Origin of the sequence: Sporosarcina limicola (genome assembly GCF_014873855.1) — a bacterium.
GTDB classification, from domain to species: domain Bacteria; phylum Bacillota; class Bacilli; order Bacillales_A; family Planococcaceae; genus Sporosarcina; species Sporosarcina limicola.
In genome coordinates this window covers 1-26,263 of record NZ_JADBEL010000008.1, presented here as the reverse complement: position 1 = coordinate 26,263, position 26,263 = coordinate 1, and the positions used below count along the sequence as shown (strand labels likewise).

Genomic DNA, 26,263 nt, shown 5'->3' with positions numbered 1-26,263 from the left:
AGAAATATGCAGATAGCCTTAGCAAATCCAGCTCATATCTCTGAAGTTGTGTCGTTCTTTAACGAAAATTTAGACCGCAATAACAGTGCGATTTATTCTGAAGAGTTTTTATGTCCTCTTGGAATTAAAGCAGCCATAAGAAGAAAGCAAATGATAGTGGCAACAGTAGAAGGTCAAGTAGTAGGGGCTTTTCGGTTTTACCGAAAAAAACACAAAACAAAATATCTTTATACCAATTTGCGATTAGTGAAATTTATCGCGGTCAAGGGTTATTAAAAAAAATGTTAAAAATGATAAATGATTTACCTATCCTTTCACTATGTCCGACTGATTCCTGGATAGGTTATACTTAGTTGGACCAACAAATTAAGGGCAAGTACCACCTAATACTTTGTTATATACACCAACCTTATCAGTATGTTCATCAAATTGCTGTTGCAGCTCTTTAGGGCTTCTTAAATACGCATCATCAATATCGACATAGCTTGAAATGACATCATGTAATTGACTTGCTGATTCAGCGATTTGAGATGTTGTTGGAGCAGAGTAATAGGCCGTAACATTCAAAACCCTCTGATGTAACAGCTCTGCGACAATATCAATATTCACGTTTTCTCGCTGGACTACTTCTGTTGCAAAAGCATAGCGTAACAGGTGCGTCTTGATTGTTATAGGCTTACCGCTTTGTGTTTCAAAAACTAATCCGTGAAGGAGAAAACGAATGCAACAATAAATGGATTCTTTTTTCATTGCTTTGCCTGCGTATTGAAAATAATAGGGCATAGGATTAGGGGAAAAATGCTTTCTATCACTCATATATGGCACACTTGGAATTTTCTCGATAGAATAATGCTCTTTTGACAATCTTGCTACGGTTTTAATATGTTCCATAGTCTGTTTGCTTATATAAAATTCTTCTAAAGAATCTCGTCCTTTAGGGATAGCTTTAAATGAGAAATGCAACTTCTCTTTAACCTTTTTTATAAGGATGCATTCTTTCGTATTATTGACTTGAAGTAATTCATCAATTCTTACGCCAGTGGTTGTTAAAATATCTGTAGCTATATATTCGGCACTACTTATTTAGAATTAACTAGGTGGGATACCTCACCAGTATAACGAACAAATCTAGCGTGAGGCCATCACCAAGCGACAAAGCGGTGTTGGAAGAACATTCTATTTGTAAAATGCCGACTATATAATAGACCAAATGTACAAGCTGCGTAAAATGGCTCTACATCAATTAATAAACCTTTTGCTTTGTCTTTGTGCAAAGTAACAAAAGTTGACGGTGTTAAAATACCTTTATGACCAGATTGAAATGGACAGGGCTTTTACTGATCCTCTTTTTCGTAGCCCCATAAAGATAAAAACTTTAAAATACGATCATGTTCTTCAAATGGTTTATGTTTTATACGAACCTCCGAGAACATTAACTTCAATCAATTCATTAAACCAAAGACCTTCTCCCTCTAATTCGTCCTCTATTGATTCCAAACTAATAAACTCAAGGAAATAAGCATTATTTTCGTCAGAATAAGTTGCTTTCTTCTGTGTTGCTTGTTTTATAATTGATTCCGAAAAATCTGTTTGGTGATGCAATACAAAGAATGGTTCTAGTTCCCGTGCGACGAATGCAAGTTCTTTGAAAAGCGATTCAAGAAATTGGTAGAAGTAAGTTTGATTGTTCATATAGCATGTCCCCCAATGATCGTAAATTATCGATATGGAAGTATTTCACCACATTAGCAACGGGGTTCGTTCTTCTTTTCACATCCCACTAGATTAAGGTGCGCAACGAAAAGTTATAAACGTTTTTTACGCTTTATTGCCGGAAATCATATATAATTCTATCATAAAGAGGGGGAATATTTATGAAATTTGAAATGACGGAAAACGGTTTTGAGACAACGACGGCATTTGGTCAACTAACCATTTCAGGTAATGAGGAATATGGGTTTAGGCCATACCAACTTCTTGTTTCTTCTGTTGCGGTGTGTAGTGGTGGTGTATTACGAAATATACTAGAAAAAATGCGCATGCCCGCTGAAAATGTAACAATTGAAGTGAAAGAAGTAAATCGCAATGCGAAGATAGCCAACAGAGTTGAAAAAATTCATCTCCATTTTATCATTGAAGGTCAAAATATCGATGAGTCAAAGATGGATAAAGTCTTCGAGTTGACCATAAAGAACTGTTCCATGGTCCAATCCGTCATCGATTCAATTGAACTAGTTGAAACATATGAAATTAGATCTTAATACGTGGTTATTAATACCTATTTAAGACCATTAGTGTTGCGTACAGGTACTTTTTCATTTCAACAACACCCCTACTGTAGTCACTCGAGGAACCCAAAATATACCGCATACAGATTAACTATCTGTATGCGGTATATTTCTACTTATCTATATGTTGAAAGAATGTATGAATAACTATTTAACTAGCATAGGCGCCTTTCAGTCGTAGCGCGGGAGGCATCCACAAAGCGCCGTAGCGGATTCAATGAAATTCTTTATTTCAACATCTATTGATTAATTCACAACAAAATTCCTCGCATCTAGATGTGCGAATACCATTGCAGACACCGATGCTTCTGGTTCCATCATGAATCCTTCCGTTAACTGCACGCCAATATCTTCAGGTCTTCCCAAGTTAAATAGCTTGGCTTGGTCTTCTAGATATGGACAAACTGGATAGCCGAAGGAGAACCGTTGCCCTTGGTGTTTGGCAGCGAAAGCGTATTTCATTGTAAAGTCTGTTGCATCTGGGAAGCCCCACTAATCTCGAATTTCTTGGTGAATTCGTTCAGCAAAACCTTCTGCTAGCTCAAGGGCAGTCGCTTGGAATGCATGGCTTTCTAAAAACTTGCCTTGTTCTTTAAGTCTAGTTACTTCAGCACGCACGCCGTGACCTGCCGTTACTTGCATAAACGCAACATAGTCCATTTCCCCACTTTCCACTGATTTCAAAAAGTCAGCTAGGGACAGAAAAGGTTTTACAGATTGGCGTGGGAATGTGAACGTTCGATTTCTGTTTTAGAGTCTTCCGGATCATAAATAATTACATCATCGCCATCCGATTGCGCAGGGAAAAATTGATACAACCCTCGTGGTTTCAGGCATTACCAAAAAATCGCCAAAGAATTTAATGTTAGTCAAAATATGATACGAAAAGGTAGATTTGAGTTAAAAGGTATCTCCATCGTGGATGCCTTCAATGCCGGTGGACGGAAAAGTGTGGAAGTGAAAATTCTGAATTCACTAGAAGATATAAGGCTCAACAGCAAAGTCTGTTCTTGACATGAAAAGCTATACAAAAAATATCTATATTTCGTACTCTCTGCGGTTGAAAGTAATAGCAAACAACCGATTTTACTGAAATGTAATGATGAGGTCCTCAGTTGTTGAAAAGTCAAGTGCATGTTTCGCTGTTGAGCCCTTTTTAACCATTTTTCATTTAAAAACTCTCAAAATAACTAAACAAAAAATACCACATAAAGGAACTTAGTTTACTCATTACGAGATTCTATTTATTATTTTTTCTAAGTTGAGAGACACCATAGATAATTGCCGAAAGAACGAAGCCCGTTAAAACTATGATATTCGTCAGTGGGTCGGTAATTCGCGGTATTGAATTCTGAAACACTTTTAAAAAAATTAACAATCCGATGCCGATAATAATTCCGGCAACTGTTGCTTTTTTCATGCCTCTTACCTCCCGTAATAAAATATCTCTTTTTTGTGAAATTAGGGCAATTTCATTTTAATATCATCCTCTTAAAACACTTTCTTCCCATAAATACGAATCGACAGTAGCCATGAACATGCATAGAGCGCCATAACCAACAATGCGATGAACAAATAGTACTGAGCAGTTTGTAAAGTTAATAACATTTGCACAAACTCCTCAATTTTATCGTTCAAGTTGGGGATAAATAAAGTAATAACCACCAGATAAATGGCAAATAAAACAAGCGAAGAAGTTAGCATATATTGACTTTTAAATTTATACAGAAAAGGGAAAATAAATGAAATAGCTACCATCACAAGGCTAACGATTAATAGTATGTCTTTCCATATCGTTATTTCTTGATGTATTATTAAATTGCCAATAAAAATGATGAATACAACCAAACACGTGAAAATAAATGCACCAATGTATTTCGAACTTACAATTTCTTTCCGTGTATAAGGCAAAGAATTGAGTAACATATTAATTGAAGACTTTTCATCAATTGTATAAGCATTTATGGTGATTACGATGCTAAATACAATACCTATCCAGATAGATGAAGTTCCTAGAAATAAATAAACAACTAAAACCGGTATCATAATCATTAACGTTGTTTTTTGTAAGACGAAATCTTTACGTATTAAATTAAACATGCTTCTCAGACCCTTTCTTTGTATAAAACATAATATCTTCAAGAGTCGGCTTCTCAATCAAAACCGTTTCTCCAAAAATATTTTCTATACGTGTCTTATTATCCGTTAATGCCACAAAACCATGAACAGATTTTCGAATGGCTATAAATTCCTGTTCAGTATCCCCATCTAATAGCTCCATTCCACCTTTTACAATGGCATACTCTTCTTCAACTTTATAAAATTCCTTCGTGAAAATATGTTCACCATTATGGATGAACGTAATGTAATCCGCAATACGATCTAAATCTGTCGTAATATGAGTAGAAAAGAAGATTGTTTTGTCCCCATCTTGCATGAGATCATGTAGTATATCTAACAACTCCCTACGAAAAATCGGGTCTAATCCGGACGTAGGTTCATCCATAATAATTAATTCGGCGTGATGCGATAAAGCGATTGTTAACGAAGCTTTCATCATCATTCCTTTAGAAAAGGCCTTAATCTTTTTATTTAGCGGCAGTTCAAATGTTTGAACATAATGATTGAATAGATTGTCATCCCAATTTAAATAGGCTGGTTTTATAATTCCTTTCATTTCTGCTAATGTTACATTTTCATAAAAAATATTTTCGTCGAATACAAAACCAATGCGCTGTTTTATTTCTTTTTCATGTTCCTTATAATTCAAACCGAAGATCGAAATCGTTCCGCTATCTGGTTGCAATAAATTCATAATCAATTTAATGGTTGTTGACTTCCCTACACCATTTCCACCGATAAACCCAGTTACGAATCCCTTTTTAACAGTCACTGAAAAATCCTTTAGTTGAAAACCATCAAATGATTTTTGAACATGCTGTAATTCAATTACATTTTCCATCATTCATCCTCCGTATACAATAATGTAAGCATTTCCTTTAGTTCTGCTAAGCTCAGGCCCATTTCCTTGCCGTTTTGAATGGCAACGAATAGCTTTTCTTCGATTACTTTCATTTTTCTTTCCTTCATCATCTCCATATTTTGTTCTGATACGAACGAACCTTTTCCAACAATGGAATAAATAAATCCATTTTTTTCGAGTTCTTCATAGGCGCGTTTTGTTGTAATGACACTAATTTCTAAATCTTTTGCGAGTTGGCGCATAGAAGGAAGCAGCTGACCTTCTTGCAATTCACCTGTTAAGATCAGCTTTTTGATTTGAACATAGATTTGCCCATAAATCGGTTCTTTTGAACTGTTTGAAATAAGTATTTGCATGCAACTACCTCTTTTTTAAATAATGTATATATACTTTATATACACTATATACAAAGTGAAGTTATTTTTCAAGTTTAATTTTTGGAAAAAGTAAAAAGGCTCCATAAAACGATGCGACTTTATGTCACTAACCGAGCCGAAGACTATCTTGAAATAAGTTATCCTTCTGAATAGGAGTTGATGAAATGGAAGCGCAAGTTCGAAGGTATTTCGAGGATTTAGAATCAGCAGACCGATATTGACTAACGAACTTCCTAAATAAAGTATCTTCTATTGGAAGAACGTGTTAAAGTTTAATTGTCTGAAAGTTAAAGCTGTTTTTGGCAATATTTGTTTAGGGGGGAGATATCATGACAAATAAAAAATATGTTAGCGTGCAAATTTATAAGGGGAAAACGTCTAACTAATTGAATCATATGGCGTTTCCCCACATCTGAAAGGGGAAAATCATTTTGAATCAAACATTATTAATTATTGATGCCCAACAAGAATTGATTGATGGAAGTCAAGAAGAAAGTTCAGTTTTTAATAAAGTGCAGCTAATTAGGAATATCAATTTAGCGATTGAAAAAGCAAAAGAATTCAATGTTCCAATTGTGTTTGTAAGAGATCTCGATGTTGCTGGTGGTAAAGGCGATGGGTTTCAAGTTCATAATAAAATTAATGTACCTACGGGAGCAGTGATTTTTGATAAAGCTGCAACGAATTCATTCCATGCGACAGGACTTCTAAATCATTTACAATCTCAAGAGATTGGACATGTTGTTGTTATGGGCTGTGCAACACAACATTGTATAGATAGTGCAGTTAGAACTGCCACTATTAGTGGTTTTGATGTCACTTTAGTGGGTGATGGACATTCGACAACGGACAGTGACGTTTTACGTGCTGAACAAATCATAAAGCATCATAATAGTACTCTTCATGGTCATTACAATGTTGAACACTTTTCAGTTGTTAGGAATGTAGAGGAAGATTTGTTTTGCCCAATTCATGACTCATATAGGTAGTAATTTAAAAGCATACTAAAATGTACAGTATCTTATCAACAACAATCGGATACTTCTATTAAGTGAAAATATCCCACTATCTCGTTATTGCATGTGAGAAAGTGGGATTATTTATATTTGGAACTTCTTAATACTGTAAATGTATGTACTTAAACTAACGGAGGCTTTGGCTTTGGTTTAAGTTGAATTAAATCATTCTTCTTTATGAAGAGTGTAATGACTATGCTCTTGGTTTTCAATTTCAATAATCCCCGCAAAACTAAACCCACACTTATTAATAACTTTATTTGAGCTAACATTGTGTGTTAGGACAACGGTATTTAGAAACTCAACATTTGTATTCTCAAACAAATAGTTTATTAATCCTTTTACTGCTTTTGTTGCGTACCCTCTATTTCTATAATGCTTCGAAATAGCATAAGCAATCTCTCGGTTAGGTACAGGCAACTCTTCTTTGATTCCTGTATTGCAGAAACCAATAAATTCACCAGTTTCCTTTAATATTATTCCTAATTTCAAGTAATTTTGTTCATCTATATTAGGCACTGCTGATAAAAATTCTTTATTTGATGGTATTTCATAATTTGTTACCCATTCTAATCGTTGCTCTCTTGTTGATTTCCAATCAGGCAAGAATTCATAAACTTCAGGTTGTGAAGTGAGAGAATAAATAGCGTCAACATCTCCAATCCTGAATTCTCGCAGTAAAATTTCCCCACAGTCTATTGTAAATAAATTGTTCAAATCTTTTCAGCTCCCATTTTCCCTTTTCTTTAATACATTCTGTACAAATTTGAAAATCCCTTCCTCAACTAAACTATTTCGTTTGTTAAATAAAATGAGGATAGGTGCCTTTCTTAATATCGCTCATATCAAGCTCTGCTTTAGATGGGGTACGTTCAAACCGTATGCCGTTCGATGGCTTCTTGGCCAACAATGACGACTTCTTGATCCTGTAGTTCTACATATTGGTTCGTTACGCGTAACATTGCCATTGCATCATAGGCAACGTCATTGAGGTGTATTCAATTCCCACTAGTTAGACCATTCAATACTTCCAACGATTCTAAAACATAATCTAGAAAATCTGCAATGTCACCCATGTGTTCCTCATTAATTTTAGACTTGAATTTCACTTCAATAATGTCCTGGTAACTTGACGCTTCTTGCTCATACACGAAGCTTAGTGTTTGCGCTAACTGGATTTCAGTTTCCCAAATGGAATTTAGTGCTTGCTCAATCTGTTTGCACTGTATGGCTACATTTTGAACACGTTTGTTAAATCTCACTAACAAGGAACAACCAATATTTTTGCCAGGTAGTTCTACTATCTCCCCTGCCAAATCTTTTACAGATGCCTCTAACACAATCTCTGCTGTAACGTCTGGTTGATCGACTAGCGTAAATTGAATAGCAAAATCCCGAGCAAGAATGGCAAAATCCATTCGATCAATCCGGTTAGTAATCGTTATTTTTCGATCTAAATTTTCTAAATCATACACCTGATTTTCAAACGCCACTTTTAAATTCTCGAAAATTGTTGGATCATACAAATTGACTCCTCCAAATAACAACTGGTTTTTAGTAGTGCTTTATTTTCCACAACATTTTTTATGTTTCTTCCCACTTCCACATGGTACGAAGATCGTTCACTTTGAAAACTTGTGACGTTCTGGATTGTTTCATGCAAACGGTTAAATGTCGTACCTGCTGGTAAAATAACACGTCTCCAAATAAGTGGCGAAATGTCTTCAAAGGATCTTTTTAGAATATATGCTTTCATATGTCACTCCGGATTTTCTTTTTATCTAACGTTAGTTCGTCGACTGCCATTACTGAATATTTTAACGCATATTATCAAAAACATCGAAGAAAAGACCTTTCGTCTGTTCAGTGAACTTGCGAAAGGTCTACATATTCGATATAGTGAAGAGAACCTGCTAGCGAACGATTATGACTATCCAAACTTTAACAACAGTTTCTTGCACAGGTACTTCAAATCTAGGAAGAAGGAGAATTTTTACGGGGTTCTGGTATATTTTATTATTTCTTATTGGCATAGTATTATTTGTGTTTGGGATAACTCGCAAATCAGTGTCTAAAGATGTTAGGATAGTTATTCTATTACTAATTTTTGGGGTATTGTTTGTATTGGGTGCTTTGATACTGTTACTTCCAGGAAGTTCTGATATATTATCGACATTGTTCGGTTTCTAAAGTTTGTCTTTATCTCTCTATAACCCGGTACCCCATACTCATAAAGTGCGCCTAATTTGCACTAGGTATAGATACAGACAACCGATTTGAAACTAATTGGCTGTCTTTCCATGTCAAAAGATTTTCAACATATCCTAATGTATCTGCATTTATTGTGCCAATAATACGCTGTAGGGCTACTAAATCATACTTGTAGCTTTCGTTATTTGTAATGATTGGATTTAAAGCTCCTAGGGCAAGAACCTCGCCCTTTAATGGATTTTTTAGTATTCCATTATCATCGTAATATTGCGTTAAATAATCAGGCCCTTTGTTGCTGATGTCTATGATGAACAACACGTTAAGCCGAGGATTTTCCACACGTACTTTATAGAAATCCTCATAATTTACTTGGAATGTGTATTTTTCATTATACATATCAACGTTAAATAGTTCATGTAAAATGTTGCTTCTGAAGGAATAGATATAAAATATGCCATATCCTCCACTTCCGCCCGTATCAATGCTCACCATAATGTCAGGTACAGTATCTTTGTTAAAATCGCCAAGGAACAACCGCGCATTATAGCCCGCGTTGTTTTTGAGGTGAACGGTTGTACTTTTAGGTGATCGGCCATCTTGAATAACAAGTGTAATGTTATCAGCAAAGATACCTGGCGGCCCATCGACTCGACCGTATAAATAGACGGTGTCTAAAACACCATCTCCGTTTACATCCCCTGTCTTCAAATCCAACAATGTATGATTCCAGTAAAACGCAATCCCCCCCTGTTCAAATTCAATTGCCGTTCCTTATAATATATGCTGAAATTAGCTAGTTGATTTCCTTCCAGTTGAACGGTACCAGGTTCTGAAACAATTAGTCTTTAGGCACCTAACACAATCTATGCTGTAACGTCTGGTTGATCGACTAGCGTAAATTGAATAGCAAAATCCATTCGATCAATCCGGTTAGTAATCGTTATTTTTTGATCTAAATTATCTAAATCATACACCTGATTTTCAAACGCCACTTTTAAATTCTCGAAAATTGTTGGATCATACAAATTGACTCCTCCAGATAAAGTTCCCAAATACATACCGAGTTAAGGAACATTTTTTTCCTGAATAAATAGTGGCTTCCGAAGTATGCATCTAGTTTGTGAGTCCTTATTTTTCAGCACCTGTGTGACAATCTGTCATGATTGTTTAAACCTTTTCATTTCTTTTTAACAACTTGTCATGTAATTTTGAAAAAATAACTAACGCCAGAATAGAACCTACTAAGGCTAAACACATATCCCATTGCGCATCCCATTGATCTCCTTGCATACCTAAAAAATCTTTAGATTCTTTTCCTCCACTTGATACTTTAGTACTCAACCATTCAATGATTTCATACAACGCCGCTATTGCAAGCACCATACTAACTGTGATGCCAAACAACCAAGTCCCTTTGATTAGTTGCGTATTACGTAGTAATAATTCTCTTATCACAATCGCTGATAAACCTTTTAAGAAATGTCCGAATCGATCATAGTGATTCCGCTGCAAATCAAACTCATCTTTTATCCAATTAAAAAGAGGAACTTCTGAGTATGTGTAGTGACCACCGATAAAAGTCAGGATAGATAAAAGGGCAATGATGAAATAAGAAAGTGTAGTGAGGCGAAACTTATTATAAGTTGCAATGACAATGATTAAAACAACAACTGCAGGGCTAACTTCCGCTAGCCAATCTAAATATGCTGCTGGTTTTATAACTGACCATATAAAAACTACGGTAACCACCAATAGTAGAGCAAAATGTATCTTTGAACTTTTACCTAAACTCACTGTGAACACTCCTCTTATCTTATCCTAGCCCTGGTGAATTCATTTCACATAAAATAAACCACCATTTATGATATCAATTTTAATTCTGGCTTCGTATTGTTGATCCATTGCTTCTTTCTCTATCTCGTAACAATCCGGCTTATTTTCTACCCCTTCATAGAAAAATTCTAATACTTTCCTATCCTTTTGCCATCTCATTTTTGCTTCTTCAGCCCACGTGTGGTCATCTTGTTGTATGCTATTTTCAATCACCGCATCCAATCGTTCCAGGGCACGAATCGGCTTTATAATATACGGCAAATTAAATGTATTTCCTGACACAGTTTTTTCCAAATCCACTTTACTTAACGATTCTTGAAACCCTTCTATCACATTACCCGTCATTAAATTGATGCCTAACGAATAAAGAATTTCTTTCGTTTGATCGCTGTAATACGATATTTTATAATTAACACCCAACCAAGGTGTCAATATCATCCTCTCTCCGGGTTTATCCAACACCTTCTCATACATCTGTACAAATGAGCCCATCTCATTCGTTGCTTGAAACAGTTGACTGAGCCGAGGGGAACCGAAGTGTACAACTTCCCCTTTAATGTCTTCAACAAGCTTATTTTTATCAGTGATAAAAGTTAGCTGAGCTGGGTTCGGCACGCCATTTGTACTCTCCAAGTACTTCCAATAAAATGGTCGGTTCATAATTTTTTTATCCATTTCAATCGTTAATTGAACGTTGATGTAGTGGTCATTATCATTTAAAATTCGGCAATTATTTTCTTTGAAAAATTGTAGTAAATAACCATGAATTTGTTGTGGGTACATGCGCAACCTCCTTCAAATGGACTTTTTGTAAGCGGATAAAATATCATCTAACTCACCCACCACTTTTTCAAAGACCCCAATTTTAACATGCAGTAAATCCAATATATGGTCCTCAATTGTATTCTGAATGGCTAAATTGTAAATATGAACATCATGCTCTTGCCCTAACCGGTGGACACGTCCAATTCGTTGCTCTAACTTCATGGGGTTCCAAGGTAAATCATAGTTAATGACATGGTGACAAAATTGCAGATTAATCCCTTCACTACCAGACTCCGTCGCAATCAGCACCTGCGCTTGTTCTTTAAATAGTTGCTTCATCCACTCCCGTTTGTTTTTGTTGAATTGTCCGTTAAAAAGTACGCTTGTGACTCCTTTTGAATTTAAAAACCACTGTAAATAGAGTTGACTAGCTCGATATTCGGTAAAGAGTATGACCTTATCATTTGCCTGCGAAATAATTTCATAAGCCTTTTCTGCTTTCGAGTTTATTTCCAGTCCCATTAATTTTCGAGTAATTTCTTCAATATAAGAAATGTCTCCAGGTCTAATGCATTTTAGCCGCATTTTATCTAAGGTCAAGCATGTAGCTTCCTTACTGCTGCACATTTCCCTTTGTAGCGTAATCATAGAGAAGGCATCCGAAAAAATAGGAGAAACATTTTTAAGTTGTGAAATTAGATCGTAGACTTCTTTTTCCTTTGTCGTAAAATCGATGGGTATGATTTGAACATGACGATTTGTCCATTCAATTCCAGTATCCTGTCTTCTATTTCTTACCATCACTTGATTAACCAATTCTTTTAAATAATCATCGTGTTCCACATCGTGTTTACTCGCGGAAAACGACGATTGAAACGTCTCATAATTACCAAGATGTCCTGGTTTTAGTAAAGATATGAGATGAAACAATTCAAATACATCATTTTGAATGGGTGTAGCAGTTAACAATAAACAAAACTTTTTCTTTAAATTTTGTACAAACTCATAATTCTTGGTTTTGTGGTTCTTTAATTTATGTGCTTCATCAATGATGATCAAATCATACGCTTGATCATAGATATTTTCTTTGTGCGGGCTTCTTTTTGCCATATCTATACTCATGACGACAATCGTACAATGGTTTAAATCGTAATTTTTCTTATACTGCATGGCTGGAATGTGAAATTTTTGATTCAGTTCTTCAATCCATTGATTGACAAGAGAAGCTGGGACCAAAATTAGCGCTTTTTTCACAAGGCCTCTGATTAAATATTCTTTTAAGATCAAACCAGCTTCAATGGTTTTACCTAGACCCACTTCGTCCGCAAGAATCGCTTTTCCATTCATCCTTTCAATGACCGTTTCCGCCACTGCCAATTGATGGCTAAGGGGCGTAAGATTCGGTAAATATTTAGGGGATTGTAGGCCATAGAAATCTGTAATCAAGTTCGTTTTGACTGTCTCATAACTCATATTATATAACGCCCAATTATCCCATGTTTCACGGTTCTCCAATCGTTCTGTAAAGCCTTCTTTCCATTCAGACGACCTTTCAATTATCATAAACATCACCTCACATAACTTCTCATTTCTTATTAGATTGTCCAAAAAAGAAGTTCCTATGTTAAGTTAATTGGATTTGAAATTCAAGCTGCTATTTTTTTAAAAAGTTCAAAAAGACATGAAACACTCAACCACGAAGGTTAAGCATTGCATGTCTTAATAGCCTTTACTTAATTCATTTAAATTTTCAACTCAATTTTAGCAGCTGCTTTTAGCTCTTCCACATGTGTAGCAAGTCGTTTTTGCTGTTGTTCTTCTTTAATAATTCCTTCGATTTCCTTACTAACTTCTTCAAGCGGTGGTAGCTCTTGTCCAGCTTCTTTTGATTTAGATGCAGCTTGATCGTAGTATTCCTTAATTTCTTTATCCGTTACTTTTCCCGCTGGAGCTACCTTATCTTGGTACTTTTTAGATAGGATGGATTTAGCAATTTGTTCTTTCGCTGTTGTCATATCCATGCTTTGGCCTTCGAGCGCTTTCTTCATTTCTTTTTCCCCGCCAAATTGCTTTTCTATTGATGAATATTCTTCATCAATTTCAGATGTAGCTGCTTTTATTTCCGCTTCTTTTGCCTTTTGAAGAATCAATGTCTGATTAACAAGCGTATCAAGTGCTTGCGCCTTTACTTGTTCGATTGATTCTTTGCTAGTTGGATCTTGTCCTATTTGTTGCATTTGACCTTGAATTGACGTCAATGCAGCGTTATATGCCTCGCCTGTAAGTTCTTCATCATTTACAACAGCCACTACCTTGTTGTTGTCCACTTGCTGTTCGGTTAGTTTCGTTTGCATCTCTTTTGCAGATGCTTTTTGTTCCTTAGTCGCTTCTTGCTTTGTTTCTCCTTGAGGTGTTTTATCTGTTGCCGCTTTATCTTCTTCACCGCAAGCAGCCAAACTTAATGCTAGCGCACCTGCTATAAACGGAAGTAGGACTTTTTTAAACTTCATATCATGTAAACCCCTTTCAAATCTGTCGCTCTTTATTCCTTGAGCTTAGATTGTAGCATAACGAATAGTTGGCAAAAGTTAAACCCATATCCCTCCATGACATCAAATTGACATCTGGTTGTAATTTAGCAAACACTATTATCACCAATTAGACGTGCATCTATTAAAATACAGTCATTGAATTATTACAAGAACAAGTCGTGTACAGTTTACGCGTTTTCACTACTTAAAATTATTCCCTTACACCTCGCACAGTTACATAAAGCGTGCAGACTTCAATCCACGCACTCATGTAGAGCGCGACTCACAACAACGGAGGTAATACCGATGACACCTTATATTTCAATCCACGCACTCATGTAGAGTGCGACCCTTCCCATACATCGTCAACGCCAAATTGGTGATCATTTCAATCCACGCACTCATGTAGAGTGCGACAAAATACGCGAATAGCGGAGGTAATGACATGGCTATTTCAATCCACGCACTCATGTAGAGTGCGACACGTTCGCGGATTCAACGGGGCTTCCTCGCGCAAATTTCAATCCACGCACTCATGTAGAGTGCGACCATTGACACGTTTAAACCTGATAGGTCATCCTCAATTTCAATCCACGCACTCATGTAGAGTGCGACACTTACAGGTCAACGTATCCTTTCAAAAGAAGGAATTTCAATCCACGCACTCATGTAGAGTGCGACTTCCGGCCGTTACCCATCCGATTGGTCCCATCAAATTTCAATCCACGCACTCATGTAGAGTGCGACTACTTTTCAATCACTCGCATCATGGATTTGTTCGATTTCAATCCACGCACTCATGTAGAGTGCGACAATGCAACATCAGCTCCAACACTACAACGCGATATTTCAATCCACGCACTCATGTAGAGTGCGACCGACGGATGACGAAATATACTGCCCGCATCCTAATTATTTCAATCCACGCACTCATGTAGAGTGCGACCTTCTTTAGCCCTCGATTTGTAGGTTTTACTTTTTATTTCAATCCACGCACTCATGTAGAGTGCGACCCGGATTGTTAAAATGTCGAAGGGGGATATCTACGATTTCAATCCACGCACTCATGTAGAGTGCGACCAAATCAATTTGAACAGGTGGATGTTGCCGATGACATTTCAATCCACGCACTCATGTAGAGTGCGACTTACAACATGCAGGGTGGTCAGGTGGCGACATTCTAATTTCAATCCACGCACTCATGTAGAGTGCGACTGCACCGGGAGCTATCGACCGTGACAGAACGAAAGAGATTTCAATCCACGCACTCATGTAGAGTGCGACGTTAGACCTGTTCCTGCTGCCTGGATGTTAGCCAATTTCAATCCACGCACTCATGTAGAGTGCGACAATTCTAGCCCAACAAATGACTGCCAGAGAACTAATTTCAATCCACGCACTCATGTAGAGTGCGACGACGAATCGTATGGCGATAATTTCCGCACATATTCATTTCAATCCACGCACTCATGTAGAGTGCGACGTACTTGGACTACCGCCAATACCTTTATACGGACCATTTCAATCCACGCACTCATGTAGAGTGCGACCCGATCATTGGTGGCGTGGATGACGGGATTTGGCATTTCAATCCACGCACTCATGTAGAGTGCGACAAAGATTTGATGCCGTTGGTCCCGGGTGAGCGTATTTCAATCCACGCACTCATGTAGAGTGCGACCAACCATCTACTAAATAGAAAGGAGAGGACGACATATTTCAATCCACGCACTCATGTAGAGTGCGACGATTGCGTATGATTGACCTGGATTCATCATGACCATTTCAATCCACGCACTCATGTAGAGTGCGACTGCGAAAAGATGATAAATTTCTCCATTAAACAGTCTTTTATACATCTTAACAGTTAATAAACTTATTATTAGTGGTATTAAATCTATTTTATACCATTTCTAGTGATTATTCAAACGAATTGTGGTGCGAATGCTCCGGGGTTTCCATGTGCGCTAGAGGTTCGCACTAAAAAGCCAGATTAAAACGTGACTACTTTATGCAATGTGCAACGCCTTCTGGCAATTCCTCACAATTGCTACCTCATAATCTTTATACGAACTGGCGACTTGTTCAGATACTTTTTTGATATCCAATTTATCAAACAGCTGATACGATGGTGCATTACCAAATTTGCTATCACGCGCAAATACATAAAGCCCCTGCAAGCCATACGTCCACGCGCTGCAGAATGATCTAAATCCCACATATCCACAAGAAAATCCCGAAATACTTCCAAGCCCTCTTCGTGCACACCTGTTCGTTTGGCGAATACTGGTGTATAAAAAACATATGCTTCATACATCCCATAAGGCAAATAAATTTTACGCCCCATCTATCCATGTCGTGCTTCCGTTTCATCCTCCGATACATCCGTTTGATTTTTACCATCAGTTGCATTTGTCAGAGCGACTCGTGTGATTGTCATTTCAAGTGGTGTTACTGGATTGATTGAACGCGCGAATGTTAGTTGCATCTTCATATGGAACTCCAAAGGGACAGATGAAGCGATTAAAACTGGGAGCACAACCGAACTCGCTAAGCGTGCCGCTTCCCCGAAGCAACGTTCAAAGTGCTAGCATCTCGCACTTCATTCAAAACACCAAATCATATCTAAGATTTATATAAACTACATCTATGGGATTCCTCCCTTATTTATTCTACAATAAAAACTATATACAAGAAAGGAAGTGCCTTGCCACTATGATCAGCGAACAAGTCTTACTCTCTACGGTTTTCATCGCAGGGATGCTCTCCTTTTTTTCACCCTGCATCCTTCCTTTATTACCAGTCTACATATCCATATTATCCACCAATGAAAACGGTACACAGCATCGAAAACAGTGGAGAATAATCGGAAAATGGCAAGTGAACACACGGTTAATTGTAAAAACGATTATCTTTGTTTTCGGCCTATCCACAAGCTTTGTTATCTTAGGATTTGGCGCTGGAGCCCTAGGTGCTTTCATTAATACAGAGTGGTTTATATTCTTATGCGGGGCTATCGTGATCCTTCTTGGATTTCATCAAATCGGTGTGTTCAATCTCTCTATTTTAAATCGAGAAAATAAGGTTCACCTTAAAAGAAGTGGCAAGCGAGATATGCTGGGAACTTATTTACTCGGCTTTACATTCAGTTTTGGATGGACCCCTTGTATCGGGCCAATCCTTGGTGCAGTTTTAGGACTATCGGCAAATGAAGGGCACGCCACATACGGCGCTTTACTCATGCTATTCTATGCGCTAGGATTGTTACTACCATTTTTAATTCTCTCCATATTTTCAGATATTTTGTTAATTAAAGTAAAGAAAATAAACAAACATATGAATACAATCCGTATCGTTGGCGGTATCATGATTATCATCATGGGTATTTTCCTGATGACAAACAACTTAAATCTATTCATTTCTTTAATTCCACAGTAAAGGAGGTTTCATTGTGATAAAAAAAATAACTCTTCTATTCGCACTTACCTTGGCATTGACAGCTTGCTCTAGCGAAAAGAACCAAACTTCAACTCATATAAATCAAGCGCCCGCATTCGACTTAGTCGACCTGGATGGAAATACACACAGTCTGGAGAAATACGCGGGGAAAAAAGTCTACATCAAGTTCTGGGCATCATGGTGTCCAATCTGTCTAGCAGGCTTAGAAGAACTAAATACGTTATCCATGGAGGAAAATGACTTTATCGTCTTAACAGTTGTCTCACCTGGTTATAACAATGAAAAGAAAAAGGATGCTTTTATCAAGTGGTTTACAGGTGTTGAAGATGTTTCGAATATAACCGTTCTCTTGGATGAGGATGGAACGATTGCGAAACAATATCAAGTACGGGGCTACCCTACTTCGTTTTTCATTGATGCCAACGGTGAATTGGTCCTTACGCAACCTGGGCATTTAGATAACGAACAAATTAAACAGCAATTGAATCAGATTCAATAATAGAAGGGACTTGATCAAATTGTATATGAAAATTATCGGAGGGTTCCTAGGACTCATACTCCTACTTGCAGGATGTTCGACACCGAACTCAAACCTAACCAACGTTTCGGATGTTGGACAAAACCCTACTGCAGCATCTTCCAAATATCCTGCCAACCCGAATGTGAATTTGACGTATGACCCTGAAAAACTAGAAGAAATTTGGCTTGCAGGCGGGTGCTTTTGGGGTGTTGAATCGTATATGGCGCGGGTGTATGGTGTAGCAGATGTCACGTCGGGCTATGCCAACGGTCACACCGAAGACCCTACCTATGAAAAAATAATTAAGGGCGACACCGGTTACGCAGAAACAGTCCATATACTTTATGACCCAGAACGCGTTGACCTAGAGAAACTGTTAACCTACTACTTTAAAATCATTGATCCCACCGTCTTAAATCGACAAGGAAATGATCGTGGTGTACAATATCGTACCGGCATTTATTTTAAAACCCCCGCTGATAAGGATATAATCGATAAAATAGTCGTAAAAGAACAGAAAAAATACGAGGACAAAATTGTAACCGAAATCGAACCCTTAGCCTCTTACACGCTGGCAGAGGACTATCATCAAGATTATTTGGAGAAAAATCCAGAAGGCTATTGCCATGTAGAATTCGATTCACTCGAAGATCAGGAAATACCTAGTCTCATCGATCCTGCTTTATATCCAAAACCAAGCGATCAGGAATTAAAAGGGAAATTGACAGCCACTCAGTATAAAGTAACGCAAGGCAATGGAACGGAATCTGCTTTCTCCAATGATTATTGGGACAGTTATGATCCAGGTATTTATGTCGATGTCGTTACGGGAGAACCACTTTTCTCATCCGCCGACAAATATGACTCCGGCTGTGGCTGGCCCAGCTTCACAAAACCGATTGAGCCGGAAGTACTTGTTGAATTGAAAGATAAAAGCTTTAATATGATTAGGACAGAAGTAAGAAGTCGCACAGGAAATAGCCATTTGGGGCATGTTTTCGAGGATGGTCCTAAAGACAAAGGCGGCTTACGTTATTGCATTAACAGTGCCGCGATATCATTTATACCATTAGCTGAGATGGAACCAACCGGCTACGGATATCTTAAAAAAAGTATAAAATAGGGGTGGTGCATGCCGCCTTTCTTTAGTTCATATAGAAAGGAGAAACTCATGTACAAATTACTATTAGTCGATGATGAGCCGATTATTATTAAAGGTATTCGTTCTTTTGTAGATTTTGATGCACTATCGATTTCAGATGTCTTCGAAGCATCCAATGGCGAAATGGCGCTTGAAATCTTTAAAACACATCTACCTGATCTCATTTTAGCGGATATCAATATGCCTAAAATGAACGGATTAGATTTCTCCATTTCTGCAAAAACCATTAAACCCGACGTGAAAATCGCGCTTATCACCGGCTATGACTATTTTGATTATGCATTAACTGCTTTAAAACAAGGCATTGATGACTATGTATTAAAACCCGTTTCAAGAACTGATATTCAAGAAACCTTAAAAAAGCTCATTGAGAAGATTGAAACTAACCAAAGTAACGCCGAGGTTTCGCGACTTGTTCAGCAAATCATCAGCACGTCAAGCACTCCCGAAGATGCAGGCTATAAGGCCAAAATCCAGAATGAAATCGATTCAAACCTGTCAAATGTCGAGTTCTCTTTAACCTATTTAGCGAAGCAAATGGCTCTTAGCACTTCCTACTTAAGCACCCTTTTCAAGACGCTTTACGGCACCACATTCCAAGATTATATGCTCAACACTCGACTGGATCGAGCTAAAATTTTATTACTCAGTACGGAAATGAAAATCTATGAAATTGCCGCAGCAGTAGGCTTTGACGATCCAAACTATTTCAGTGCTACCTTCAAGAGAAAATTCAACTTCTCTCCCAATCAATTCAAAGAAAAAGCAAGAAAATGAAAATGTTTTCTTCCAAAATGCTAAAAACACTACGCGTACAAATCGCTCTCCATTATTTAGCGGCGAGTGCACTCACCCTCTTACTGATGGGTTTTATTCTCTACTATAGTATTTCATCAGTTGTCCTAAATGAGGCCGTAACCACAACGGAAACGGCTGTCGATAAAAGCGGCATGTATATTGACCTGTATATTGATCGTTTAAGAGCTGTATCTAGCTTACTTGCTGAAAATCCGCAACTTGTGAGCTATTTGTCGAACACAAAGCGTGATCCTTTAGTCAAGAAAGATATTAACACGACAATTGATACAACCATTTCATCGGATTCCTTCATTAAATCAGTCATTATCGTCAGTAAGGATGGACAAATTCTTTCCAATGAAAGCAACTTAAACATGAGCATGTCCAATGATATGATGAAGGAACAATGGTATACCTCCGCAGTCCATAGCGGAAGCATGCCTGTCCTCACTTCTGCAAGGATGCAGCAATTTTCCATGGACAAGGACAGTTGGGTGATTTCCATCAGTCGTGAAATCAAGAACACCCAAGGCGAAAATATTGGCGTTTTGCTGATCGACATCGAATACAAGGTAATTGAAGACTATCTGGCCAATTTAGATTTAGGTAAAACCGGCTTCTCCTTTATCATCAATGACAATTCCGAAGTCGTTTACCATATGGATCCTGCTTATTTTAAAGACAATACGAAACAAAATACCCTACGAGATATCGTTGCGAATAAAGACAATTATGACTCTAAACAAAATACACTAACACATACCTACCATCTCAAAAATGCAGATTGGCTACTTGTCGGCGTTTATTCACAAGACGGTCTTCTAGCTATCAAAAAACAGCTGCTAGATATCTTTTTATTAGTTGGAATCGTCCTCCAAATCATCGCCGCTTCAAGTGTCGGACTATTTGCTGGCAGAATAACGGCCCCATTCCAAAAGTTGGAAAAGGCTATGGCAGAAATTGAAACTGGCTTATCAGAAGTCGTAATTGACGAAAAAGGTTGTTACGAAGCCCAAAGCCTCGCAAAACACTTTAATATCATGATTCACAAAATCGACAAGCTCATGCAGGAAATTACCGAAAAAGAAAAGCACCTCAGATCTTCCGAAATGAGTGCGCTGCATAGTCAAATCAATCCCCACTTCTTATACAACACACTCGATACCATTGTGTGGATGGCCGAATTTAATAACAGTGAAAAAGTCATTGAAATTACAAAAGCACTTGCGCAATTTTTCCGTCTTTCATTGAGTGGTGGGCAGGAACTAACGACCGTCGAAAATGAGCTCAACCATGTGCGGCAATATCTCTTTATCCAAAAAGAGCGATACGGGGATCAGTTGGCCTACGAGATTATCTGTGATGCAACCTTATCCCAAATCCAACTACCGAAGATTCTACTACAACCCATCGTTGAAAATGCTTTATATCACGGCATCCGCGCTGTGACACGCCAAGGCCTTATAGAAATTCATGCAAAAGAAAAAGGAAATGATATTCTGTTCATCGTAAAAGATAACGGACAAGGTTTCGACATGACACAAATGGACCATAATGGTTCAACTAAAATGACTAAACTCGGCGGCGTCGGCATTAAAAATGTCGACCAACGCATTAAGCTTTACTACGGTGACACTTACGGCATTGCAATCGATTCGATTATAGGCAGCGGAACAACCGTGACCATTAAAATCCCTTGGGATTAGGGTGTAACTTTTGAAGCTGTGAATATGTTAGTGTTGGGTGCCTGTGTAAGGTGTATTTGTGACAATTCATAAAAATTCATAAATATACTGAAGAAAACCCATCCAAATTGAATATGGATGGGTTTTCTTTTTCTTCATGCAATTGTATTGTATTTTATTGTTGGAATAACAATGCAACGGGTGCTCGCCACCAAAAGGCGCATGAAACTAATGAGGTTATTTAAACATTCATATCTGTTCAAAAATCCAAGAATACTTCGAGTAAATCTTATTAAAAAGAGGGTTTCTCGGTGCATATCGCGAAAGTAATGCGTATATCGGAAGGAGAATCATAATGAAACCACCTATAGCAAAATGCCTTCCCCATGCCCATGAAATACATGGCGATATCCGCGAAGATGACTTTTATTGGCTGAAGGATCGCACGAATTCGGAGGTTATCCAGTATTTAGAAGACGAAAATCGGTATTACGATGAAGTCATGCATCCACTCAAGGAACAAACTGAGCAGATTTATCAAAGCATGGTGGACCGTGTTCCTGATTCAGAAGTAGATGTGCCGGTTCAACACGGACCCTACTTCTACTATTCCCGTTTGGATAAAGACAAGCAATACCCCATCTATGCACGCAAGAAGGCGGCGGGTCGTGAGCTCTTGTCAGAAGCACTGGAAGAAGTGGTGCTCGACCTGAATGAATTGGCGGCAGATGGTGACTATTTAAGCGTCACAGCGCAGCGTATGAGTACCGATCATCACCGTCTCGCTTATTTGGAGAATCGAGATGGAACGGACCGATATACCGTCTATGTAAAGGATATGGAAACAGGCGAGCTTCTGCCCGACCGGATTCCGGATGTCTATATATATGGAAGTATAGAATGGAGTCGGTGCGGTGACTATCTGTTTTACGTTACCGTCGATGAGCATCAACGTCCTTGCCGGTTATGGCGGCATCATTTAGGAAGTAATGTCGAGAGCGATGAGCTAATCTTTGAAGAAAAAGATACGACATTTACGTTATTTGTGAATAAATCACAAATGGGAAAATTTATTGTTGTGAATTCGAATTCGAATACGACGAGTGAAATTAGTCTAATCGATGCGGACTCTCCATTATCTCCTATACAACTAGTAGATGCGCGACGTGACGGAATCAAATACGACGTCGAGCATTGGGGAGATGACCTGCTCATCCTGACAAACGAAGGAGCTCTGAACTTTCAGCTACACCGTTGTCTACTTGATGACCTTCGTTCACGGGTGAACGTCGTGGAGTATCACAAAGACCGTTTTCTTCAAGCCATGTACCCATTCAAAGACGCGCTACTTGTCGCGGGTCGGGAGAATGGGTTGACGCAAGTCTGGAAGCTGCAGGACAGTGAATTGGTGCAGCTCACATGGGATGAGCCACTCTACACAGTGTCGATTTTATCCGATCAAAACTATGGGGCAACAGAAGTATTACTCAGCTTTGAGTCCTTGCTCACTCCAAAAACAACGTACAGTCTAAATTTGCAAACAGGAGAAAAGCTTCGTTTGCAAGTGGCTCCCGTCAGTGGCGACTACGATCGTTCTCGCTTCCACCAAAAGCAAGTATGGGCGACAGCCGAAGACGGAGTTAAAGTGCCGCTGACTCTCGTTTATCTGAAAGATGCGTTCGATCAGGGGACCGCTCCGCTAATTCTGTCTGGGTATGGATCCTATGGAGCGAACAGCGATCCGTATTTCAGTCCGTACAGACTCCCCCTCTTAGAAAAAGGAATTGTCTTTGTCACGGCGCAAGTTCGTGGTGGTTCCGAAATGGGACGTAGTTGGTACGAGGATGGAAAGATGCGCAACAAACGAAACACGTTCACTGATTTCATCGCTGCAGCGAATTATCTGATTGAAGAGTGCTACACAACCCCGAGCCAAATGGCTGCCCGCGGAGGCAGTGCTGGAGGTTTGCTTGCAGGTGCAGTGGCAAACATGGCCGGCGAGTTGTTTCAAGTTATCGTTCCTGAAGTGCCGTTCGTCGATGTCGTCACAACGATGCTCGACACCACCATTCCCCTCACCACTCTAGAATGGGATGAATGGGGTGACCCTCGGGAACAGGGCGACTATTTCTATATGAAGTCCTATAGCCCATATGACAATGTTGAAACGAAAGACTATCCGCATATGTATGTCACCACCGGCCTGAATGATCCGCGGGTCGGTTATTGGGAACCTGCCAAGTGGGTCGCACGCTTAAGAGAGTTGAAAACCGACGACCATGTACTCGTACTCAAAACAAATATGGGTGCCGGCCATTTCGGCGAGTCAGGCCGTTTCAATCACTTGAAAGAAGCCGCGGCATGCTATGCATTCGTTCTTGATAGACTTGGCGTTGGTGTTCACTTGAAAGTTCCAGGGGCTGTAAAATAGGACATTTAAAAAATCAGGTAGGGAAAAACGAGTAGTTTTTCCCTACCTGATTTTTATTAATAATAATCTTTCCACGGTTTTATAAGATCCACAATCGCGTCTCCCACATCGTAGCGTTAACTCACTATTAGTGTCCGATAAGAGACATCAAGAAAATTGCAAGACATGATATGATGACTGTAACGGCGTTAAGCGGCGGGCATTGTGCACACGTGACAGATTCACATGCCATTGGATTGATCATAGCCGTGCTGGAGTAAATCACTTCTAGTGTTGACGAGATGAGAGAAGGCCACAATCAACTCGAACAGTTAAGAAAAGGTTTCAGGCAGAAAAGTCAGTTCCACTATAGAAAATAGTAGTTGGAGGGATTAGATGAAAGAATGGTTTGGTTCCGCTGCAATTTGTATGAATGAAAATAAGGATCTTTTGATGGTGAAAAGCATCGGATCTGAGGCTTGGGCCGTTCCATCAGGCGGTATAGAAGAAGGTGAATCGCCGGAAGAATGCTGTATCAGAGAAGTGAAAGAGGAAACCGGATATGATGTTGAGATAGTAGAAAACCTGTTTATTAAAGAAGTTGAAATTAAAGGGTATAAAGTGAAAACTTATTATTTTAAAGTGAAATTTTTTGGAGAAAGCGAAGGAATTAATGACCCTGACGAAATCATTATAGACGTCGATTGGAAATCACTTTCTGAAGTTCAAAGTATTGAGCACGATTATCCGGAAGATCTGGCGTTTTTAGTTGATTTGATGAAATAAGAACTATTAATATAAAAATGTTAAAGATGTTCGGGAGGTTCTGTAATGATTAAAGGCTTATATGAGGCACATTTACCTGTAAGTGATTTGAATCGTTCAGTGGAATTTTATAAAGAACTAGATTTACAATTTGACCATAAAGTAGAAGATAATTTAGCTTTTCTATGGATTGAAAAAGATAAAAGTTGGCTGGGATTATGGAAAACTGAGAAAGTTGATTTGGAATATCACCTGTCAATAAGACAGATTGCCTTTGAAGTTTCCTTGAAGGCTTTGAAGGAATCAGTTTATTGGTTAAAAGAAAGAGGGGGCGAGCCAAGAAAAGCATTTGGTTTTGAACCGACGTAAGCCTTTGTAATGCATCACGAAAATTATGCACATGCTAAAATTCACTTTAATAAGCCCGATGGAAATAATCTGGAGTTCATTTGTAAAATCGGAAATCCTAAAAGATTAACAGAACGGATGTATTTAAGTGAATGGGAGAAACTAAACGAGATATAGATTAAATTCTATCTTAAAGGAAGTGTGGGGTGCCTGTCACCGAAACAATCATGTTAGTTCAAACAAACATAATTTTCGCGTTTGAATGATTGACAGGCACTGGGCATTTGGTTCCTACAACATTTCTGCGTGGATTTCAAGAACCCGCTCTTTATCAAGATCTGTCGATTCAGCAACGAATTCCGCATCCATTCCTTTTGCTAATAGACGGCGTGCGATTGTATGAAAACGATATGTTTGAGGTAATAAATCGAAATTCAAAATGTTAATCGCAATAACTGGGTTCAATTCTTTATAGCTCATGCTTTTCTCAATCGGTGTACGGTAAACGCCCGACCAGTAATAGATAGAGCATTTTATCATGTCGTATTGATTCGTAAATTGAATTTCCACGTTAATCCATTCACCCGAATCCGTCACGACTAAAGGTCTAATCTAGACTGCTTATCGTCCTCATATTCCCCGCCCGCCTCTATGTTATTGAATGAAATGTCTTTAATCCGATCGCGACCTGTTCGTTGTAAAATTGCATTTAGAAAAACAATGGTGATATGCTTACTTTTTTCAATTCCGAATAATTGTTTAAAAGAAAAATCAATCTTCAAATCCATTAGCTGATCGAGCTCAATTGTTTTCAACAGTTTTATACGTCTCATTTATCCACCTTACTCTCTTTATTATAGCATATGTTCAGACAATTAGTGAATCCATAACCTCTAATTATCTTGAGTACATCCTACAATATGTGGAATATAAAGTAAAATGAGTAAAAAAGCCAACAACTCCATTTTAGGCATGATATCTCAGTTAAATTTGAAGCATAATACGGGGTAAAATTTTAATTTCGCCGATTGTATAATTAAGCGAGACACCAAAAAAAGACATGTCATGATACACTCAATTTATAACCTACAAGAGTTAATAAGGAGAGTGTA

General features: G+C 38.3%; 29 protein-coding genes, 4 pseudogenes and 1 CRISPR repeat array. Of the genes and pseudogenes, 12 read left to right on the top strand and 21 right to left on the bottom strand.

What is annotated here, in order from left to right:
* Positions 1-6 precede the first annotated feature (6 nt).
* Positions 7-276: a GNAT family N-acetyltransferase gene (locus H4683_RS08675; protein WP_192598457.1), complete on the top strand. Its 270-nt coding sequence runs from the start codon at positions 7-9 to the stop codon at positions 274-276.
* A 90-nt stretch (positions 277-366) separates the two neighbouring features.
* Here the strand turns inward: H4683_RS08675 and H4683_RS08670 are convergent, their stop codons facing one another.
* On the bottom strand, positions 367-963 hold the full coding sequence (locus H4683_RS08670; protein ID WP_192598456.1) for an SPFH domain-containing protein: 597 nt from the start codon (positions 961-963) through the stop codon (positions 367-369).
* Between the two features lie 441 nt (positions 964-1,404).
* A complete protein-coding gene (locus H4683_RS08665; RefSeq protein ID WP_192598455.1) occupies positions 1,405-1,692 on the bottom strand; it encodes a hypothetical protein in 288 nt (95 codons plus the stop codon).
* Positions 1,693-1,874: 182 nt separating this feature from the next.
* Between H4683_RS08665 and H4683_RS08660 the strand changes: the two genes are divergently transcribed.
* Entirely contained in the window at positions 1,875-2,261 is a 387-nt protein-coding gene (locus tag H4683_RS08660) for an OsmC family protein (protein WP_192598454.1), read from the top strand.
* Between the two features lie 273 nt (positions 2,262-2,534).
* Here the strand turns inward: H4683_RS08660 and H4683_RS08655 are convergent.
* A pseudogene (locus H4683_RS08655) lies at positions 2,535-3,121 on the bottom strand (vitamin B12 dependent-methionine synthase activation domain-containing protein); the annotation flags it as partial.
* A 13-nt stretch (positions 3,122-3,134) separates the two neighbouring features.
* On the opposite strand from H4683_RS08655, the pseudogene H4683_RS22360 reads away from it, so the two are divergent.
* Positions 3,135-3,275 (top strand): annotated as a pseudogene (locus H4683_RS22360) (ISAzo13 family transposase); the annotation flags it as partial.
* A gap of 253 nt (positions 3,276-3,528) precedes the next feature.
* Here the strand turns inward: H4683_RS22360 and H4683_RS08650 are convergent.
* From H4683_RS08650 to H4683_RS08635, 4 genes are all read right to left on the bottom strand, one after another.
* Positions 3,529-3,708 carry a hypothetical protein gene (locus H4683_RS08650; protein ID WP_192598453.1) on the bottom strand — a complete coding sequence of 60 codons (180 nt, stop codon included), beginning with the start codon at positions 3,706-3,708 and terminating at the stop codon, positions 3,529-3,531.
* A gap of 71 nt (positions 3,709-3,779) precedes the next feature.
* Positions 3,780-4,388, bottom strand: a complete 609-nt coding sequence (locus tag H4683_RS08645; protein ID WP_192598452.1) for an ABC-2 transporter permease — start codon at positions 4,386-4,388, stop codon at positions 3,780-3,782.
* Positions 4,381-5,250, bottom strand: coding sequence for an ABC transporter ATP-binding protein (locus H4683_RS08640; protein ID WP_192598451.1), 870 nt, complete (start codon positions 5,248-5,250; stop codon positions 4,381-4,383). The genes H4683_RS08645 and H4683_RS08640 overlap by 8 nt, the downstream gene beginning before the upstream one ends.
* Positions 5,250-5,627: a GntR family transcriptional regulator gene (locus H4683_RS08635; RefSeq protein ID WP_192598450.1), complete on the bottom strand. Its 378-nt coding sequence runs from the start codon at positions 5,625-5,627 to the stop codon at positions 5,250-5,252. Before H4683_RS08635 ends, H4683_RS08640 begins: the two co-directional genes overlap by 1 nt.
* A gap of 452 nt (positions 5,628-6,079) precedes the next feature.
* On the opposite strand from H4683_RS08635, the gene H4683_RS08630 reads away from it, so the two are divergent.
* Positions 6,080-6,637 carry an isochorismatase family protein gene (locus H4683_RS08630; RefSeq protein ID WP_192598449.1) on the top strand — a complete coding sequence of 186 codons (558 nt, stop codon included), beginning with the start codon at positions 6,080-6,082 and terminating at the stop codon, positions 6,635-6,637.
* A gap of 192 nt (positions 6,638-6,829) precedes the next feature.
* On the opposite strand, the gene H4683_RS08625 is transcribed toward H4683_RS08630, so the two are convergent.
* The 12 genes and pseudogenes from H4683_RS08625 to H4683_RS08575 form a co-directional block, all read right to left on the bottom strand.
* Complete coding sequence (locus tag H4683_RS08625; RefSeq protein ID WP_192598448.1) at positions 6,830-7,381, bottom strand: GNAT family N-acetyltransferase; 552 nt, start codon at positions 7,379-7,381, stop codon at positions 6,830-6,832.
* 88 nt (positions 7,382-7,469) lie between these two features.
* Positions 7,470-7,653 (bottom strand): annotated as a pseudogene (locus H4683_RS21345) (glutamine--fructose-6-phosphate transaminase (isomerizing)); the annotation flags it as partial.
* Between the two features lie 9 nt (positions 7,654-7,662).
* Positions 7,663-8,190, bottom strand: a complete 528-nt coding sequence (locus H4683_RS08620; RefSeq protein WP_192598447.1) for a hypothetical protein — start codon at positions 8,188-8,190, stop codon at positions 7,663-7,665.
* Positions 8,160-8,420 carry an IS1096 element passenger TnpR family protein gene (locus H4683_RS22600; protein WP_192598446.1) on the bottom strand — a complete coding sequence of 87 codons (261 nt, stop codon included), beginning with the start codon at positions 8,418-8,420 and terminating at the stop codon, positions 8,160-8,162. Before H4683_RS22600 ends, H4683_RS08620 begins: the two co-directional genes overlap by 31 nt.
* A 485-nt stretch (positions 8,421-8,905) precedes the next feature.
* Positions 8,906-9,589 carry a VCBS repeat-containing protein gene (locus H4683_RS08610; protein ID WP_225941992.1) on the bottom strand — a complete coding sequence of 228 codons (684 nt, stop codon included), beginning with the start codon at positions 9,587-9,589 and terminating at the stop codon, positions 8,906-8,908.
* 149 nt (positions 9,590-9,738) lie between these two features.
* A complete protein-coding gene (locus tag H4683_RS08605) occupies positions 9,739-9,900 on the bottom strand; it encodes a hypothetical protein (RefSeq protein WP_192598582.1) in 162 nt (53 codons plus the stop codon).
* A 142-nt stretch (positions 9,901-10,042) separates the two neighbouring features.
* The gene (locus tag H4683_RS08600) at positions 10,043-10,669 is read right to left on the bottom strand and encodes a DUF2238 domain-containing protein (protein ID WP_192598445.1); all 627 of its coding nucleotides are present in this window, start codon (positions 10,667-10,669) and stop codon (positions 10,043-10,045) included.
* 39 nt (positions 10,670-10,708) lie between these two features.
* A complete protein-coding gene (locus tag H4683_RS08595) occupies positions 10,709-11,491 on the bottom strand; it encodes a YqhG family protein (protein WP_192598444.1) in 783 nt (260 codons plus the stop codon).
* 12 nt (positions 11,492-11,503) lie between these two features.
* On the bottom strand, positions 11,504-13,036 hold the full coding sequence (locus tag H4683_RS08590; protein WP_192598443.1) for a DEAD/DEAH box helicase: 1,533 nt from the start codon (positions 13,034-13,036) through the stop codon (positions 11,504-11,506).
* Between the two features lie 179 nt (positions 13,037-13,215).
* Positions 13,216-13,983, bottom strand: a complete 768-nt coding sequence (locus tag H4683_RS08585) for a SurA N-terminal domain-containing protein (protein WP_192598442.1) — start codon at positions 13,981-13,983, stop codon at positions 13,216-13,218.
* A gap of 272 nt (positions 13,984-14,255) precedes the next feature.
* A CRISPR array of direct repeats spans positions 14,256-15,818; the repeat unit is 32 nt; unit sequence ATTTCAATCCACGCACTCATGTAGAGTGCGAC.
* A 236-nt stretch (positions 15,819-16,054) separates the two neighbouring features.
* A complete protein-coding gene (locus H4683_RS22350; protein ID WP_192598441.1) occupies positions 16,055-16,351 on the bottom strand; it encodes a type I CRISPR-associated protein Cas7 in 297 nt (98 codons plus the stop codon).
* Positions 16,352-16,498 carry a hypothetical protein gene (locus tag H4683_RS08575; RefSeq protein ID WP_192598440.1) on the bottom strand — a complete coding sequence of 49 codons (147 nt, stop codon included), beginning with the start codon at positions 16,496-16,498 and terminating at the stop codon, positions 16,352-16,354.
* 221 nt (positions 16,499-16,719) lie between these two features.
* Between H4683_RS08575 and H4683_RS08570 the strand changes: the two genes are divergently transcribed.
* The 8 genes and pseudogenes from H4683_RS08570 to H4683_RS08535 all read left to right on the top strand — a co-directional run bounded on the left by H4683_RS08570 (position 16,720) and on the right by H4683_RS08535 (position 25,328).
* On the top strand, positions 16,720-17,442 hold the full coding sequence (locus H4683_RS08570; RefSeq protein WP_192598439.1) for a cytochrome c biogenesis CcdA family protein: 723 nt from the start codon (positions 16,720-16,722) through the stop codon (positions 17,440-17,442).
* A 13-nt stretch (positions 17,443-17,455) separates the two neighbouring features.
* Complete coding sequence (locus tag H4683_RS08565; protein WP_338062430.1) at positions 17,456-17,962, top strand: TlpA family protein disulfide reductase; 507 nt, start codon at positions 17,456-17,458, stop codon at positions 17,960-17,962.
* 25 nt (positions 17,963-17,987) lie between these two features.
* Entirely contained in the window at positions 17,988-19,106 is a 1,119-nt protein-coding gene (gene msrB, locus H4683_RS08560; protein WP_192598568.1) for a peptide-methionine (R)-S-oxide reductase MsrB, read from the top strand.
* Positions 19,107-19,154: 48 nt separating this feature from the next.
* Positions 19,155-19,922 carry a response regulator transcription factor gene (locus tag H4683_RS08555; RefSeq protein ID WP_192598438.1) on the top strand — a complete coding sequence of 256 codons (768 nt, stop codon included), beginning with the start codon at positions 19,155-19,157 and terminating at the stop codon, positions 19,920-19,922.
* Positions 19,923-19,924: 2 nt separating this feature from the next.
* Positions 19,925-21,649: a sensor histidine kinase gene (locus H4683_RS08550; RefSeq protein ID WP_192598437.1), complete on the top strand. Its 1,725-nt coding sequence runs from the start codon at positions 19,925-19,927 to the stop codon at positions 21,647-21,649.
* Between the two features lie 334 nt (positions 21,650-21,983).
* On the top strand, positions 21,984-24,059 hold the full coding sequence (locus H4683_RS08545) for a S9 family peptidase (protein ID WP_192598436.1): 2,076 nt from the start codon (positions 21,984-21,986) through the stop codon (positions 24,057-24,059).
* Between the two features lie 375 nt (positions 24,060-24,434).
* The gene (locus H4683_RS08540; protein WP_192598435.1) at positions 24,435-24,824 is read left to right on the top strand and encodes an NUDIX hydrolase; all 390 of its coding nucleotides are present in this window, start codon (positions 24,435-24,437) and stop codon (positions 24,822-24,824) included.
* 45 nt (positions 24,825-24,869) lie between these two features.
* A pseudogene (locus tag H4683_RS08535) lies at positions 24,870-25,328 on the top strand (VOC family protein).
* 114 nt (positions 25,329-25,442) lie between these two features.
* Here the strand turns inward: H4683_RS08535 and H4683_RS21915 are convergent.
* On the bottom strand, positions 25,443-25,748 hold the full coding sequence (locus H4683_RS21915) for an Rpn family recombination-promoting nuclease/putative transposase (RefSeq protein WP_476715137.1): 306 nt from the start codon (positions 25,746-25,748) through the stop codon (positions 25,443-25,445).
* A 2-nt stretch (positions 25,749-25,750) separates the two neighbouring features.
* Positions 25,751-25,984, bottom strand: a complete 234-nt coding sequence (locus H4683_RS21910) for a PD-(D/E)XK nuclease family transposase (protein WP_275403072.1) — start codon at positions 25,982-25,984, stop codon at positions 25,751-25,753.
* Positions 25,985-26,263: the final 279 nt, after the last annotated feature.

Bases quoted from the DNA above. Each gene is read 5' to 3' on its own strand.
- H4683_RS08570 (WP_192598439.1), top strand. From the start codon at position 16,720: ATGATCAGCGAACAAGTCTTACTCTCTACGGTTTTCATCGCAGGGATG.
- H4683_RS08650 (WP_192598453.1), bottom strand. From the start codon at position 3,708: ATGAAAAAAGCAACAGTTGCCGGAATTATTATCGGCATCGGATTGTTA.
- H4683_RS08635 (WP_192598450.1), bottom strand. From the start codon at position 5,627: ATGCAAATACTTATTTCAAACAGTTCAAAAGAACCGATTTATGGGCAA.
- H4683_RS08585 (WP_192598442.1), bottom strand. From the start codon at position 13,983: ATGAAGTTTAAAAAAGTCCTACTTCCGTTTATAGCAGGTGCGCTAGCA.
- H4683_RS21910 (WP_275403072.1), bottom strand. From the start codon at position 25,984: ATGAGACGTATAAAACTGTTGAAAACAATTGAGCTCGATCAGCTAATG.
- H4683_RS22600 (WP_192598446.1), bottom strand. From the start codon at position 8,420: ATGAAAGCATATATTCTAAAAAGATCCTTTGAAGACATTTCGCCACTT.
- H4683_RS08545 (WP_192598436.1), top strand. From the start codon at position 21,984: ATGAAACCACCTATAGCAAAATGCCTTCCCCATGCCCATGAAATACAT.
- H4683_RS08640 (WP_192598451.1), bottom strand. From the start codon at position 5,250: ATGGAAAATGTAATTGAATTACAGCATGTTCAAAAATCATTTGATGGT.
- H4683_RS08550 (WP_192598437.1), top strand. From the start codon at position 19,925: ATGTTTTCTTCCAAAATGCTAAAAACACTACGCGTACAAATCGCTCTC.
- H4683_RS08555 (WP_192598438.1), top strand. From the start codon at position 19,155: ATGTACAAATTACTATTAGTCGATGATGAGCCGATTATTATTAAAGGT.
- H4683_RS22350 (WP_192598441.1), bottom strand. From the start codon at position 16,351: ATGGGGCGTAAAATTTATTTGCCTTATGGGATGTATGAAGCATATGTT.
- H4683_RS08665 (WP_192598455.1), bottom strand. From the start codon at position 1,692: ATGAACAATCAAACTTACTTCTACCAATTTCTTGAATCGCTTTTCAAA.
- H4683_RS08540 (WP_192598435.1), top strand. From the start codon at position 24,435: ATGAAAGAATGGTTTGGTTCCGCTGCAATTTGTATGAATGAAAATAAG.
- H4683_RS08660 (WP_192598454.1), top strand. From the start codon at position 1,875: ATGAAATTTGAAATGACGGAAAACGGTTTTGAGACAACGACGGCATTT.
- msrB (WP_192598568.1), top strand. From the start codon at position 17,988: ATGAAAATTATCGGAGGGTTCCTAGGACTCATACTCCTACTTGCAGGA.
- H4683_RS08590 (WP_192598443.1), bottom strand. From the start codon at position 13,036: ATGATAATTGAAAGGTCGTCTGAATGGAAAGAAGGCTTTACAGAACGA.
- H4683_RS08675 (WP_192598457.1), top strand. From the start codon at position 7: ATGCAGATAGCCTTAGCAAATCCAGCTCATATCTCTGAAGTTGTGTCG.
- H4683_RS08575 (WP_192598440.1), bottom strand. From the start codon at position 16,498: ATGAAGATGCAACTAACATTCGCGCGTTCAATCAATCCAGTAACACCA.
- H4683_RS08645 (WP_192598452.1), bottom strand. From the start codon at position 4,388: ATGTTTAATTTAATACGTAAAGATTTCGTCTTACAAAAAACAACGTTA.
- H4683_RS08595 (WP_192598444.1), bottom strand. From the start codon at position 11,491: ATGTACCCACAACAAATTCATGGTTATTTACTACAATTTTTCAAAGAA.